Annotated in this window: 10 protein-coding genes and 2 pseudogenes; 6 read left to right on the top strand and 6 right to left on the bottom strand. The window is 63.7% G+C overall.

Annotated elements, in window-relative coordinates:
• Positions 1-19: 19 nt before the first annotated feature.
• Positions 20-1,618, bottom strand: a complete 1,599-nt coding sequence (locus CK222_RS02485) for an ABC transporter substrate-binding protein (protein WP_095799278.1) — start codon at positions 1,616-1,618, stop codon at positions 20-22.
• A 477-nt stretch (positions 1,619-2,095) separates the two neighbouring features.
• Between CK222_RS02485 and CK222_RS02480 the strand changes: the two genes are divergently transcribed.
• Entirely contained in the window at positions 2,096-4,069 is a 1,974-nt protein-coding gene (locus tag CK222_RS02480; RefSeq protein ID WP_095799475.1) for a long-chain fatty acid--CoA ligase, read from the top strand.
• 71 nt (positions 4,070-4,140) lie between these two features.
• Positions 4,141-4,775: pseudogene (locus CK222_RS02475) on the top strand (50S ribosomal protein L11 methyltransferase).
• On the opposite strand, the gene CK222_RS02470 reads toward CK222_RS02475, so the two are convergent.
• Positions 4,776-5,501, bottom strand: coding sequence for an HAD family hydrolase (locus CK222_RS02470; RefSeq protein WP_095799277.1), 726 nt, complete (start codon positions 5,499-5,501; stop codon positions 4,776-4,778).
• 5 nt (positions 5,502-5,506) lie between these two features.
• Positions 5,507-7,150 (bottom strand): glucose-6-phosphate isomerase, encoded by a 1,644-nt coding sequence (pgi, locus tag CK222_RS02465; RefSeq protein ID WP_095799276.1) that lies wholly within the window; start codon positions 7,148-7,150, stop codon positions 5,507-5,509.
• A gap of 304 nt (positions 7,151-7,454) precedes the next feature.
• On the opposite strand from pgi, the gene CK222_RS02460 reads away from it, so the two are divergent.
• A complete protein-coding gene (locus CK222_RS02460) occupies positions 7,455-8,948 on the top strand; it encodes a PLP-dependent aminotransferase family protein (protein WP_040974759.1) in 1,494 nt (497 codons plus the stop codon).
• 220 nt (positions 8,949-9,168) lie between these two features.
• A complete protein-coding gene (locus tag CK222_RS02455) occupies positions 9,169-10,758 on the top strand; it encodes a trimethylamine methyltransferase family protein (RefSeq protein ID WP_095799275.1) in 1,590 nt (529 codons plus the stop codon).
• Positions 10,759-10,776: 18 nt separating this feature from the next.
• Here the strand turns inward: CK222_RS02455 and CK222_RS02450 are convergent, their stop codons facing one another.
• Positions 10,777-11,175, bottom strand: a complete 399-nt coding sequence (locus CK222_RS02450; RefSeq protein ID WP_095799274.1) for a hypothetical protein — start codon at positions 11,173-11,175, stop codon at positions 10,777-10,779.
• 131 nt (positions 11,176-11,306) lie between these two features.
• Entirely contained in the window at positions 11,307-13,112 is a 1,806-nt protein-coding gene (locus tag CK222_RS02445; protein ID WP_095782337.1) for an IlvD/Edd family dehydratase, read from the bottom strand.
• Positions 13,113-13,261: 149 nt separating this feature from the next.
• Between CK222_RS02445 and CK222_RS32805 the strand changes: the two are divergent.
• Positions 13,262-13,363 (top strand): annotated as a pseudogene (locus CK222_RS32805) (SRPBCC domain-containing protein); the annotation flags it as partial.
• Between the two features lie 38 nt (positions 13,364-13,401).
• Here the strand turns inward: CK222_RS32805 and CK222_RS02435 are convergent.
• Positions 13,402-14,580 (bottom strand): Mrp/NBP35 family ATP-binding protein, encoded by a 1,179-nt coding sequence (locus CK222_RS02435; RefSeq protein ID WP_095799272.1) that lies wholly within the window; start codon positions 14,578-14,580, stop codon positions 13,402-13,404.
• A gap of 210 nt (positions 14,581-14,790) precedes the next feature.
• On the opposite strand from CK222_RS02435, the gene CK222_RS02430 reads away from it, so the two are divergent.
• The gene (locus tag CK222_RS02430) at positions 14,791-15,168 is read left to right on the top strand and encodes a VOC family protein (RefSeq protein WP_095799271.1); all 378 of its coding nucleotides are present in this window, start codon (positions 14,791-14,793) and stop codon (positions 15,166-15,168) included.
• Positions 15,169-15,188 lie beyond the last annotated feature (20 nt).

Here is a 15,188-nt window from a genome sequence, read left to right as displayed (position 1 = left end):
GCCGCCCCGTTCGCAAATATTACTCGGCCTTGTCAACGCCGTCGAAGCGATGAATGCCGAGCGGGTCCATCTTGAAGCCGCTGACGTTGTTGCGGACAACGGCATAGACCTGGCTGTGAGCCAGCAGGAAGGCCGGCGCCTGCTTGGCGAAGATTTCCTGCGCCTGCTCATAGAGCTTGGTGCGCTCGGCCTGGTCGCTGGTCTTCTTGGCCTTCTGGATCAGGTCCTCGAAGTCCTTGTCGCACCAGCTGGAATAGTTCGAGACGCCGATGGCCGAGCACGCGAAGAGGGTGGCGAAGAAATTGTCCGGATCGCCATTGTCGCCGGTCCAGCCGATCTGGAAGGCGCCGGGACGCTCCTTCTTCTTGCCTTCCTCGCGATACTTGGTCCACTCGTAGTTGACGATCTCGGCCTTGACGCCGACCTTGGCCCAGTCGGCCTGGATCAGCTCAGCCGCGCGCTGGAAGTTCGGGTTGTAAGGGCGAACGCGGTCGGAAGCCCAGAGCTGGATTTCCTTCAGCCCGGCGTCGGCCAGCACCTTCTTGGCCGCTTCCGGGTCATAGGAATCGAACTTCACATCCTTGTTCCACGACCACATGGTCGGCGGGATCAGGTTCTGCGCCGGCGTCGCGCCAGCGTCCTGGAACAGCGACTTGATCAGCGCTTCCCGGTCGATCGCCTGGTTGAGCGCGTGACGAACCTCCGGCTTGTCGAGCGGCGGGATCGTGGTGTTGTAGCTCATGTAGCCGATGTTGAGGCCGGCCTGGTCCATCAGGGTCACGTCCTTGTTGGCCTTGATGGTGGCGATGTCGGCCGGGTTCGGATAGGGAGCGACATCGCATTCGCCGGCCAGCACCTTCTGGATGCGGGCGGTCGCGTCAGGCGTGATGGCGAAGACCAGATCGTCGATCTTTTCCTTGCCCTTGAAGTAGTCGGGGTTCGCCGCATAGCGGATGACCGAATCGAGCTGATAGTCGACGAACTGGAACGGCCCGGTGCCGATCGGCTTGGTCGAGAAGTCGGCCATCTTGCCTTCCTTCTCGAGCTGGTCGGCATATTCCTTCGACACGATCGAGGCGAAGTCCATGCCGAGATTGGCCAGCATCGGCGCGTTCGGCTCGGTCAGCGTCAGCTTGACGGTGAGGTCGTCGACCTTTTCCCACTTGGCGACGTATTTCGGCATGTCCATGCCAGTGTAGTAATCCCAGGTCAGGTTCGGCAGATACTTCTCGCCGTTCCACGGATTCTGCTTGTTGAACTGACGGTCGAACGAGAAGACGACGTCATCGGCGTTGAGGTCGCGGGTCGGCTTGAAATAGTCGGTGGTCTGGAACTTCACGCCAGGGTGCAGGTGGAAAGTATAGACCAAGCCGTCGTCGGAGATTTCCCATTTGTCGGCGAGGCCGGGCTCGATCTCGGTGCCGCCATGCTTGAACTCGACCAGGCGCGAATAGACCGTGCGCGACGAAGCGTCGAAGTCGTTGCCGCCCGTCGTCGTACCCGGATCGAAATTGGCCGGCGACGCTTCCGAGCAATAAACAAGCGTCTTTGCATTGGCCATCCCGCCGAGGACGCTTGCAGCCAGCAACGCGGCTGCAAAAGTCATTGTCTTTTTCATTGAGCACTCCCTGATGTTCTTCCAAGCCCCTCTATCAGGCTCGCGAAGCGCGCATATAAGCACCGTTTTTGGGGCTTTGGAACACCCCGTTTGCGTACCCCACGGTAAGCAGGAAAAGAATCCGCATTTTCCTCAAATAGCAGAAAAAATGAGCAGAATTTTTCGCTCACGCTAATGTTAACAACCGCATTTTTTTATTGATTGAGGCTCTGCCGAAATGGAATGAGGAGCTCCTGCCTGCGATCCCAGGTCCTCGTGGGGACACGCCTGCGGGAGGCGTCGAGGGACAGGATTTCGGCGGCAAATCTTTCCGCCGCTGCCGCTGGGGCAAGACTTGCACGGCCGCCGATAGAGGCAATACATAGATGCCAGGCCGGATTTCTTGGAATCCGCAATCGGCCGCAGCGGGAGGAACGCTTCCGAAATCGGAAAGAGATGCGGCGCAGCGACAAGACCAGGACACCAGGGAGGGATTTGGTGGCAAAAGCAGCAAAGACAACGCCCCCGGCGAAGGCAACAGCCAAGGCCGCGCCCGTCGATGCGGGCGCGGCCAAGGCTTCATCTTCCAAGACCGCTTCGCCAGCCAAAACGCCGTCACCTGCGAAGGCCGGCTCCAAGCCGAAGACCACTGCGAAACCGGCTGCCGCTGCAAAGAAGACGAACCCCACATCCGCCGCCAAGGCTGCAACCGCAAAGACCGCTAGGCCTGCGGCAAAGGCAGCCTCGGCGTCGGCCAGGCGGCTGCCCAAGGCGATCACGGAACTCGCGGCAGGGTTGCCGGAAAAGCCTTGGCTGAAAAACTACCCGAAGAACATGCCGGCGGAGATCGGTCCGCTGCCTTACGATTCCATTGGCGACTTCCTCGTCGGCGCCTGCAAGCAGTTCGCCAGCCGGCCGGCGTTCGTGTGCATGGGCAAGTCGATCTCCTATGCCGAGCTCGAGCGGCTTTCGGCGGCCTTCGGCGCCTATCTGCAGTCGAAGGGACTGGAGAAGGGCGCGCGCGTGGCGCTGATGATGCCGAACGTTTTGCAATACCCGGTAGCGATGATGGCCGTGCTTCGCGCCGGCTTCACGGTGGTGAACGTCAACCCGCTCTACACGCCGCGCGAGCTGGAGCATCAGCTCAAGGATTCCGGCGCGCAGGCCATCGTCATTCTGGAGAACTTCGCCAACACGCTGCAGGCGGTGATCGCCAGGACGCCGGTCAAGCATGTCGTGGTCGCGGCGATGGGCGACATGTTGGGCGGGCTGAAAGGCGCGATCGTCAATCTCGTCGTGCGGCGGGTGAAGAAGATGGTTCCCGCCTGGTCGCTGCCCGGCCACGTCAAATTCAACGCCGCGCTCAAGGCGGGCTCGGCAAGCGCCTTCAAGCCGGCGGCGGTATCGGGCGACGATATCGCCTTCCTGCAATATACCGGCGGCACGACCGGCGTGTCGAAAGGCGCGACGCTGCTGCACCGCAACGTCTTGTCCAACGTGGCGCAGAATTCGCTCTGGGTGGAGGACGCCTATACGGTCAAGCCGAAGCCGGCGCATCTCAACTTCGTCTGCGCGCTGCCGCTCTACCACATCTTCGCGCTGACGGTGAACGCGCTGATGGGCATGCAGCAAGGCGCGCAGAACGTGCTCATTCCGAACCCGCGCGACATTCCGGGCTTCGTGAAAGAGCTGCAGAAATACCCGGTCCACATCTTTCCCGGCCTCAATACGCTGTTCAACGCGCTGCTCAACAATGAGGATTTCCGCAAGCTCGACTTCAAGCCGCTGATCCTCACTCTCGGCGGCGGCATGGCGGTGCAGAAAGGCGTGGCCGAGCGCTGGAAGGCGCTGACGGGCTGTCCGGTGAGCGAAGGCTACGGACTTTCCGAAACCTCGCCGGTGGCGACCGCCAACAAGTTCAGCTCCAGCGACTTTACCGGCACGATCGGCCTGCCGCTGCCATCGACCGAGATCGCCATCCGCGACGACGACGGCAACAACGTGCCGCTCGGCGAAGTCGGAGAGATCTGCATCCGGGGTCCGCAGGTTATGGCCGGCTACTGGAACCGGCCGGACGAGACCGCCAAGGTGATGACCAAGGACGGGTTCTTCAAGTCGGGCGACATGGGCTTCATGGATGAGCGCGGCTACACCAAGATCGTCGACCGCAAGAAGGACATGATCCTGGTCTCCGGTTTCAACGTCTATCCGAACGAGCTGGAAGAAGTCGTGGCGCAGCACCCGGGCGTGCTCGAAGTGGCGGCGATCGGCGTGCCGGACGAGCACTCCGGCGAGGTGCCGAAGCTGTTTGTGGTCAGGAAGGATCCAGCGCTCACCATCGAGACGCTGACTGTCTATTGCCGCGAGAACCTGACCGGCTACAAGCGGCCGAGATACATCGAATTCCGCGCCGAACTGCCGAAGACGCCGGTCGGCAAGATCCTGCGGCGCGCGTTGCGGGAGCAGATTTGAACGAAAATGTTGCCGGCCTGACGCCAATACATCGCGCCGACCTCGACCCCGCCGAATTCATCAAGGCGAACATGCGGCTTCAGCCGGTGCCGTCGCTGCCTGAAATCCGGCTCTATACGGCCCATCCCGGCAGCGGGCTGAGGCGGCTGCTGGAACCGGAGGACGGGTCGCATGAGCACGCGGCCGAGCCGCAGCCGCCCTACTGGGCCTATGCCTGGGCGGGCGGCGCAGTGCTGGCGCGCTATGTTCTCGACCGGCCGTCAACCGTTGCGGGCCGGCGCGTGCTCGACCTCGGCGCCGGTTCCGGCCTTGTCGGTATCGCCGCGGCGCGAGCCGGGGCTAGGGAAGTGACCGCGGCGGAGATCGACCGCAACGGCATCGTCGCGCTCCGCCTCAACGCGGAGGCCAACGGCGTCGCCATCATCATAATCGGCGAGGACATCAGCGCCTGTCCGCCGCCGTCGGTCGACATTGTGCTCGCCGGCGACGTTTCTACGGGCAAGCGGTCGCGCGGCGGATCGTCCCCTTCCTCGACCGCTGCCTTGCCGCGGGCATCGAGGTGCTGGTCGGCGACCCGGGCCGCGCCTGGCTGCCCAGGCGGCGGCTTCGCCTGCTTGGCGAGTATCAGGTGCCTGATGTCGGCGGAAACGGCGGTAGCGCGCCGAAACCGAGCGGGGTATTTGCCTTCCTTCCCAGCGAGCCCTGATCAGCCCGCCGGCACACTCATCCGCGCGGCGAGAAAATCCGGCAAGTCGGCGACCGAATCCAGGATGACGTCGGCCATCGGCGACAGCGAGTCACGCGTGCCCGTGCCGGAAAGCACGCCGATCGCCAGGCCGCAGCCGCCGGCACGCGCCATTTCGAGATCGTGGCGATTGTCGCCGACCATGGCGATCTCGCCGGGCTTCAGTCCCGTCAGATCGCAGAACGCGATGACCGTGTCGGGCGCGGGCTTCGGATTCGCGACCGCATCATAGCCGAAGGCGGCGTCAAAGAGCTGCGCGACACCGAGCGTGGCGAGCGTCTTCTCGGCGCCGCTGGTGGAATCGTTGGTGGCGACGCCCAGCCGGAAGGATCGCTTGTGCAGCGCCCGCAGCGATTCGACGATACCGGGCAGCGCGACAGCCATCGACGAGCCCTGAACCGAAGTGATCTCGTTGAAGCGGGCGACGGCCAGCATCTGGTCCTCCTCCGACAGGCGCGGGAACCAGAGCTCGACGACGTCCATGTTCGAGCCCGAGGCAAAGATCGAATCGGGCTTGAAACGCTTGTTGACGAAATCGAAGCCGGCGGCGGCGAGCAACCTGTCGGCTTTCCAGCGATCGCCTTCGGCGGCGTCCATGGCCATGAAATCGGCAATGCCGAGCCAGGTAGCGTTGAAGTCGACAAGCGTGCCGTCCTTGTCGAACAGAATTCCCTTGATATCCGCCAATCCTTTTACTCCGCGCCGCGCAATTGGTGGATATGAGCCACCAATCCGGCAGTCGAGGCGTCGCGTTTTGCGGCAGTCTCCTTGCCTTCCACGACAGGCAGCAGGCCTGTCGCCAGTTCCTTGCCGAGTTCGACACCCCACTGGTCGAACGAGTTGATGTTGAACAGCGTGCCTTCGACGAAGACGCGATGCTCATAGAGCGCGATCAGGCGACCGAACGTGCGCGGATCAAGCTTCCGGTAGAGGATGGTGAGCGACGGACGGTTGCCCGAAAAGACGCGATGCGGCGCGATGCGGTCGACATCGGCGGGCTTCATGCCCTTGGCCAGCATCTGCGCGCGCGCCTCTTCCAGCGTGCGGCCCTTCATGAAGGCTTCCGACTGCGCTAGGCAATTGGCAAGCAAGAGATCGTGGTGGGTCTTCAGTTCCGGCTCGTGGCTGACGGCTGCGGCAAGAAACTCGACCGGGATGAAATCGCTGCCCTGGTGCAAAAGCTGGAAGAAGGCGTGCTGGCCGTTGGTACCGGGCTCGCCCCAGACCAGCGGGCCGGTCGGCGTAGTCACCGCGCGGCCGTCCAGTGTCACGCTCTTGCCGTTCGATTCCATATCGAGCTGCTGCAGATAGGCCGGCAGGCGCGACAGGCGCTGATCGTATGGAATGACGGCGCGGGCCGGGTATTTGCAGACGACGCGGTGCCACCAGCCGATCAGCCCCAGCAAAACAGGCAGGTTCTTTTGCAGGGGGGCCGAGCGGAAATGCTCGTCCATCTCATGCGCGCCGTCGAGGAAGGCGCGGAAATTGCGCGGGCCGATGGCGATCATCACCGGCAGGCCGATGGCGCTCCAGACCGAGTAGCGGCCGCCGACCCAGTCCCAGAAACCGAAGACGCGCTCGGAGGCGATGCCGAACTTGGCCACCAGGTCGAGCGCGGTCGAGACGGCGGCGAAATGCTTGCCGATCGCCTCCTTGCCCAGCGCCTTTTCCACCCATCTGCGCGCCGTCTCGGCATTGGTCATCGTCTCGACAGTGGTGAAAGTCTTGGAGGCGATGATGAACAAAGTCGTCTCGGGAGACAGGCCCTTCAGCGTGTCGTGGATATGGGCGCCGTCGACATTGGAGACATAATGCGCACGCGGGCCGTCATGGTAGGGAGCGAGCGCCAACGTCGCCATCGCCGGGCCAAGATCCGAGCCGCCAATGCCGATATTGACGATGTGGGTGATCTTCTTGCCGGTGGCGCCGGCCGCCTCGCCGGAGCGGATCGCATCAGCGAAGGCGCCCATTGCGTCGAGCACGGCGATCACATCGGCCTTGGTGTCCTGGCCATCGACCACGACGCTCTTGCCGGTCAGATTGCGCAGCGCCGTGTGCAGCACGGCGCGGTTTTCGGTGATGTTGATCTTCTTGCCTTCGAACATCGCGGCGCGTCGGCCTTCGATGTCGGCGGCGCCGGCGAGCTTCTCCAGCATTGCCATCGTGTCGGCGTCGACCGCGCATTTCGACCAGTCGAGCAGAAGATCGCCATCGGTGGCGGAGAATTTCTCGAAGCGCTTGGGATCGGCGGCGAAGGCTTCGCGCATCGTGACCTTGGCTGCCGCGCGCTGCTCACGCAGGGCGGTGACCTGCTTGTCGAAGGCTGACTGATCCAATGGTGGCTCCTGGCGGGTTTTTAGACCATTTTAACAGGCCCGATGTTTCCGGCGCGTGTCGTCGCGACAATGTATTGAGCCGGATTTCCGTTTCGTTCAAGCGCGGCAGTGACGCACTGCATCACGCTTTTATGATGCCCCGCAACATCCGCTTCCCTGGCGGACGCGCCCCTTTCGTGACCAATGGATCACTGGCATAAATCCCAGCGATCAGAAAAATTGATTGGCGCAACCCCTTGTGCCACCCCTACACTCGACTGGTCCAGCCAAGTGAAAACAGCTGGCCATCCGAGGATGATCTCCCATGCCACAGCGCAATGACACGGCCATATGGTCCGGCCTGTTCCGGATTTCGGCCGAATCCGGACAAACTCTCCAGGCACAGATCCGCCAGGCGATCGTCGCAGCCATCCTCGACCGGCAGATCGCCGCTTCGATGCCGCTGCCATCCTGCCGGATTCTGGCGGAAAAACTTGGCGTTGCCCGCGGCACGGTGGTGCTTGCCTTCCAGCAGCTGGTCGACCAAGGTTTTCTTGTGGCGCGCGAGAGGCGCGGCCACTTCGTCAACCCTGAGGTGCTCGCCACACCCGCCAAACCGCACCAGAAGGCGCCCGACCAGCAGAATGAGATCGACTGGAAGGCGCGTCGGCAGATCGCCGCCAGCGATATGCCGCCGCCGGCCAAGCACGACAACTGGATCAAGTCCTCCTACCCGTTCGTCTACGGCCAGTTCGATCCGGCGCTGTTTCCGACCGCGGAATGGCGCGAGTGCAACCGCATGGCGCTCGCGGTGCTGGAGATCCGCAACTGGGCATCCGACATGGTCGACCGGGACGATCCGCTGCTCATCGAGCAGATCCAGGCCCGGCTTTTGCCGCGCCGCGGCATCTTCGCCAATCCGGACGAGATCATCGTGACCCTGGGCGCGCAGAACGCGCTCTATATGCTCGCCTCGCTGTTGATGACCAAGGGCTCGAAGGTGGCAATGGAAGACCCCGGCTATCCGGATGCCCGCTCGATCTTCCGGCTCGCCGGCGCAGATATCCAGCCGGTCCCGGTCGACCAGTCGGGCATCGTGACCTCGGCGATTCCCAGCGATTCCGGCTTTGTCTTCGTCACGCCCAGCCATCATTGCCCGACGATGGTGCCGTTGTCCGCCGAGCGGCGGCAGGATTTGCTGGCGCGGGCCAACCGCAACAACCAGATCATCATCGAGGACGGCTATGACAGCCAGCTTCTCGACGAGGCGCCGCAGCAGGCGCTGAAGAGCCTCGATCGCTCGGGCCGCGTCATCTATGTCGGCTCGATGTCGAAGACGCTGGCTCCGGGTCTGAGGCTCGGCTACATCGTCGCTTCGGCAGGACTGATTGCCGAGCTTCGCGCGTTGCGCCGCTTCATGCTCAGGCACCCGCCGGCAAACAACCAGCGCGCCGTTGCGCTGTTTTTGTCGCTCGGCCATCACGAGGCGCTGGTGCGCAGGCTCTCCGCCGCCTTCGACGAGCGGCGCAAGCGTCTGGTCCATGCGATTTCCGCTTTCCTGCCAGAATGGCGCTCGACCGACTCGGCGGGAGGCACGTCGTTGTGGCTGGAGGGCCCGCGCGGTACCGATTCACGAGGGCTCGCCGAAGCGGCCGCTTCGCGCAGCGTCATCATCGAACCCGGCGACCGGTTCTTCGACCGCAGCGAAAAGCCCTCGCGTTTCATGCGTTTGGGCATCTCCTCGATCTCGCTGCAGCACATCGAGCCCGGGATCCGGGAGCTCGCCACGGCCGCCGGCCGCAGGCCCGCTGCCGCCTGATCACCACGGACTGCCACATGAAGAGCCGGCGTTTTGCCGGCTCTTTTATTTTGGCGCGCCTCGAGGCTTTAGCATCCTGGCATATTCGACGGGATTGACTGGCTCATAGGCTGTGCCAATGCCGACGGCATAGTCGAGGCACAAAGGGGACGAGGCAGGCCGATGGTGGACCAACCGCCGCGCATCCTGCCCCTGAAAAAGCAAAGGTGGAGTGCTTTCCATGTCAGTGGCTCTTGAGAAGCAGGAAACGACGTCGGACCAGCGTTCGCGGCGGTCCGGCGGGCGCGAAGCGCGCCGCGCGATGCGGGCAGCACCGCTCGCAGACGACATCCGTCCGGTGCGAGCCGGCCTTGAAGGCGGCAGCTACGGGCCATTGAGCCAGAATGACAAGGAACGCATCCATGAAGCGGTGCTGACGCTTCTGGAGACGGTGGGCTTCGCCAACGCCATCCCCTCCTGCATCAAGGCGCTGACCAGGGTCGGGGCGAGCTACGGCGACGACGGCCGCATCCGCCTGCCGCGCGCGCTGGTGCTCGACACGATCAAGAAGGCGGCGCGCCATTTCACGCTCCACGGCCAGGATCCCAAGCACGACATGGTGATCCAGGGCAAACGCGTGCACTACGGCACGGCGGGCGCGGCGGTGCATCTGGTCGATGTCGAGAAGCGCGAATATCGCGAATCGCAGCTGCAGGACATCTATGACGCCGCCCGTCTCGTCGACGGGCTCGACAACATCCATTTCTTCCAGCGCACCATGGTGCCGCGCGATATTCCCGATCCGCTCGAGATGGACTTCAACACGCTCTATGCCTGCGTACTGGGGACATCCAAGCATGTCGGCACCTCGTTCACCGTGCGAGAGAACGTCAAGCCGGCGCTGGAAATGCTCTATGCGATCGCCGGCGGCGAGGAGAATTTCCGGGCGCGGCCTTTCGTGTCGAACTCGAACTGCTTCGTGGTGCCGCCGATGAAATTCGCCGAGGACGCCTGCGGCGTGCTCGAAGCCTGCGTCGAGGGCGGCATTCCGATCCTGCTCTTGTCGGCCGGCCAGGCCGGCGCCACGGCTCCCGCCGCGATTGCCGGCGCCGTCGTGCAGGCGGTGGCCGAAGTGCTGATGGGCCTGGTCTATGTCAACGCCATCAAGCCCGGCCATCCGGCGATTTTCGGCACCTGGCCGTTCGTCTCCGATCTCCGGACCGGCGCCATGTCCGGCGGTTCGGCCGAGCAGGCCGTGTTGACCGCGGCCTGCGCGCAGATGGCTCAATATTACGACCTGCCGGGCGGCTCGGCCGCGGGCATGACGGATTCGAAGCTGCCCGACATCCAGTCCGGCTATGAAAAAGGCATCACCGATGTGATGGCCGGTCTTGCCGGCCTCAACCTCGTCTATGAATCGGCCGGCATGCATGCCTCGCTGCTCGGCTTCTGTCTCGAAAGCCTGATCATCGACAACGACATGCTCGGCCACTGCCTGCGATGCGTGCGCGGCATCGAGGTGACGGACGAGGCGCTGTCGATCGACACGATCGCCGATGTCTGCCTTAAGGGCCCGGGCCACTATCTCGGCAACGAGCAGACTTTGAAGCTGATGCAGACCGAATATTTTTATCCCGCAGTCGGCGATCGCTTCTCGCCCAAGGAATGGAACGAGAAGGGCCGGCCCGACATTTTGCAGCGGGCGATCGCCGAGAAAAAGCGCGTGCTGGCCGAGCGCTTTCCGCGCCATGTGTCGCGGCTCGTCGACGACAAGCTGCGCGCGCGCTTCGGCGAGATGATCAAGCTGCCGCGCAACAAGATGGGCGGCTGATCTTTCCGCTCTCGCAGATCACTCCGCACGCAGCCCATAGCGCTCGATGACTTCGGCGTTGATCAGCTTCGCGTGCAGCGTCAACAGCACGATCTGCGCATCGAGGCTGTCGCCGGCTTCGAGCGCGGCCTCGATGCGGCGCTCGGCTTCCAAAGTGCGCTCCCTGCCATTGGCCCGCTCGAAGGTTTCCGGTCCGGCGACGCAATAGCCGCAGAGTTGCGCCACCGATTGATAAGCCTGAGGCGGCGGCTCCTCGGGCCAATGATCCTTCATCAGGTTGACGATGGTGAGCTTGACGCCCTCAGGCACCAGTGCCGGATGCAAGTCGGCCTTGCGCAAGGCGTCGTCGAGCTGGCGCAAGTCGCCCGAACGGCCGAACATGCCGAGGAAGCCGAGGGAAGAGCGCCGTTTCGCCAAATATAGCCTCCCTCCGTAGGGCCGCCGGGATCGGGCTAATCTGTAGATGCCCCGCGGCCGAAACAAGGGCCATGAGAAAGGGCGGTCCGCCGGAAAGCGGACCGCCCTTCGATTGTCGCCGTGCTCTGAATTCAGTGGTTGTCGCGCGGGACGCCCCTGGTGTGCGCGACATCCTGATATTTCACCGCCGGCTTCAGCACCATGCCGGCGGAGAACTGGTCGACCATGCCGCGCTGGATCTCCTGCCAGGGCGTCTGGTGCTCGGGATAGTCATAGCCGCCATTGCCCTGCAGCGCTGCCCGCCGCCTGGCGATCTCCTCGTCGCCGACAAGGATATTGGCGGTGCCCTTCCTCAGGTCGATGCGGACGCGGTCGCCAGTCTTGAGCAGCGCCAGCCCGCCACCGACCGCTGCCTCCGGCGATGCGTTGAGGATCGATGGCGAACCCGACGTGCCGGACTGGCGGCCATCGCCGATGCAGGCCAGCGAATGGATGCCCTTCTTGATGAGATGGGCCGGCGGCTGCATGTTGACCACCTCGGCGCCGCCCGGATAGCCGACCGGACCGGCGCCGCGCATGAACAGGATCGTGTGCTCGTCGATGCCCTGCGCCGGATCGTCGATGCGGGCGTGGTAATCCTCCGGGCCGTCGAAGACCATGGCGTTGCCTTCGAAAGCCTCCGGATCGTTCGGGTTCGAGAGATAGCGCTCGCGGAATTCGGGCGAGATGCCGCTGGTCTTCATGATGGCGGAATCGAACAGATTGCCCTTGAGGTTGATGAAGCCGGCATTGCTCTTGAGCGGCTTGTCGACGCCGCGGATGACATCGTGATTTTCGTTGACCGCGCCGCGGCAATTGTCGCCGATCGACTTGCCGTTGGCGGTGATCGCGTCGGGGTGCGGCAATAGTCCGCCCTTCAGCAGTTCGGCCACGACGGCCGGCACGCCGCCGGCATGGTGATAGTCCTCGCCGAGATACTCGCCCGTCGGCTGCAGGTTGACGATCAGCGGCACGTTAAGGCCGATGTTCTGCCAGTCGTCATTGTCGAGCGGCACGCCGAGATGGCGGGCGATGGCATTGAGGTGGATCGGCGCGTTGGTCGAGCCGCCGATGGCCGAATTGACGACGATGGCATTCTCGAACGCCTGGCGGGTCATGATGTCCGACGGCTTCAGGTCCTCATGCACCATATCGACGATGCGCTTGCCGGTCTCGTAGGCAATCTGGCCGCGCTCGCGATAGGGCGCGGGGATCGCGGCCGAGCCCGGCAGCTGCATGCCGAGCGCTTCGGCAAGCGAGTTCATGGTGGTGGCGGTACCCATGGTGTTGCAATAGCCGGTCGACGGCGCCGAGGAGGCGACGATGTCCATGAACTCGTCATAATTGATCTCGCCGGCCGACAGCCGCTGGCGCGATTCCCAGACAATGGTGCCGGAGCCGGTGCGCTTGCCCTTATGCCAGCCATTGAGCATCGGGCCGACCGAAAGCGCGATCGCCGGAATGTTGACGGTCGCCGCCGCCATCAAGAGCGCGGGCGTAGTCTTGTCGCAGCCGATGGTCAGCACGACGCCGTCGAGCGGATAGCCGTAGAGCACCTCGACGAGGCTGAGATAGGCGAGGTTGCGGTCGAGCGCCGCCGTCGGCCGCTTGCCGGTCTCCTGGATCGGGTGGCACGGGAACTCGAAGGGGATGCCGCCCATCGAGACAATGCCTTCGCGCACGCGCTTGGCGAGCTCGAGATGGTGCCTGTTGCAGGGCGAGAGATCGGAACCCGTCTGCGCGATGCCGATCAGCGGCTTGCCCGACATCAGCTCGGCGCGGGTCAGTCCGTAATTGAGGTAGCGTTCGAGATAGAGCGCCGTCATGCCCGGGTTGTCGGGATTGTCGAACCACTCCTGCGAGCGAAATTTCTTCTTCTTGGTGGGGGCGCCTGCCATCGTGGTCTCCGTATTTGTATGACAAATCGATATGACAACGCGCCCATGCAGGCAAGAGGCAGACACGCCGCAGACCCGCACTTTGGTGCGATAGACGTAGAAAGGGCCGCGCACTAGGACCAATCGAGCCAGCAATCCGGGAGGTCTTGATGGCCTTGGTGATCGAAGGCGAGGAGCGGATCGCCGCACCCGTCGAGAAAGTGTGGGACGCCCTCCACGACCCGGAAATCCTGAAGGAGGCGATTCCCGGCTGGAAAGGAAATCGGACACCTAGCTGCGGCCCGGCGAATTACTCGAACACGATGCTGGGCACTGCCGCCTCGGCGGCGCCGCGTTCCTCTTGGACCCTGTCCCATACCCTCGCGGCGATATCGCGATAGATCTTCGCCTCGGCGCCGTCCGGCTTGGATGCGACCACCGGGGCGCCGGCGTCCGAGCTTTCGCGGATGCCCATCTCCAGCGGCACCTCGCCAAGGAAGGTGACGCCGAGCCGTTCGGCCTCGCGGCGCGCGCCGCCATGGCCGAAGATGTCGTAGCGCCTGCCGGTGTCGGGCGCGAGGAAATAGCTCATGTTCTCGACGATGCCGAGCAGCGGCACGTCGACTTTCTTGAACATGTTGAGGCCCTTGCGCGCATCGATGAGCGCCAGGTCCTGCGGCGTCGAGACGATGACGGCACCGGCCAGCGGCACCTGCTGGGCCATGGTGAGCTGGGCATCGCCGGTGCCGGGCGGCATATCGACGACCAGCACGTCGAGCGGTCCCCATTCGACCTCGCGCAGCATCTGGGTGAGCGCCGACATGACCATCGGGCCGCGCCAGATCATCGGCGTCTCCTCGTCGACCAGGAAGCCCATCGACATCACCTTGAGGCCGTAATTCTGCATCGGCTTCAGGATCTTGCCGTCGACCGTCTGCGGCCGGCCGTGAATGTTGAGCAGCCTCGGCATTGACGGCCCGTAGATATCGGCATCGAGCACGCCGACGCTTAGCCCATTGGCGGCAAGGCCGAGCGCCAGGTTGACGGCGGTGGTCGATTTGCCGACGCCGCCCTTGCCGGACGCGACCGCGATGATCGCATCGATGCCGGGCACGCCGCGTTTGCCGTGACTGTGAGAAGCCGGCGCCTGCGGGCCAGGACGCTGCGGCGCTGCCTGGGGAGCAGGTCGTGGCGACGCTGCTTGCGAAGCCGGCCGAACCGGCGCCTCCATGCCACCGCCCTTCTTCTCCGCCGTCAGCGCGACGACGGCGTTGGCGACGCCGGGGATCGCCTTGACGACACGCTCGGCGGCGGCGCGCAGCGGCTCCATCTCCTGGGCGCGGGCGGCGGGAACGGTAATCGAGAAAAACACCTTGGAATCGGCGATGAAAATCTCAGATACCAGGCCGAGGTCGACGATGTTGCCGGTGAAGTCCGGTCCATTGACCGTCCTCAGGCGCTCGATGACGGTTTCCTTGGTTACAGCCATGGTCTTTCCTCGGAGTTTGGCGTTCCAGATAGTGCAGTTTCCCGGCAGAACCAAGCCGTGGCGCAATGGCTCGTCCGGCGTGCTCCGGAAAACGACCGGTGGTGTCGGATTTGGCCGAGCGCGTCCCGATCCGCCGATTGCCATGGCCAATCGATCCAGGGGCCCTATCTCGGTTGCCATGAGCGACGGCAACCGGAAAAGGAGACTGTCATGCTCGCAAACAGCAACGCAGCGGCCAATGTGGCGGTGAAAGACCTTTCGAGAGCGCAGGGCTTTTACGAAGGAACGCTGGGCCTCAAGCCTGTCGACGACATGGCCGGAGAACTGATCGTCTACAAAAGCGGAGACACGGTCATCAACGTCTATCGTTCAGAATTCGCCGGTACCAACAAGGCGACGGCGTTGACCTGGACGGTCGGCGACCAGATCGGCGCCATTGTCCAGGCCCTGAAGTCGAAGGGCGTCACCTTCGAGCGCTATGAGATGCCCGGGCTGACGGTCGAGGGCGATGTCCATGTCGGCTACGGCATGAAGGTCGCCTGGTTCAAGGACCCGGACGGCAACATACTGTGTCTTGCGGGCGAGTAGATTTCAGCACCAGCTTTGCC

Origin of the sequence: Mesorhizobium sp. WSM3866, from assembly GCF_002294795.1 — a bacterium.
GTDB lineage: Bacteria > Pseudomonadota > Alphaproteobacteria > Rhizobiales > Rhizobiaceae > Mesorhizobium.
The sequence above is the reverse complement of the archived record's forward strand: the minus strand, read 5'-3'. Positions and strand labels throughout refer to the sequence as shown.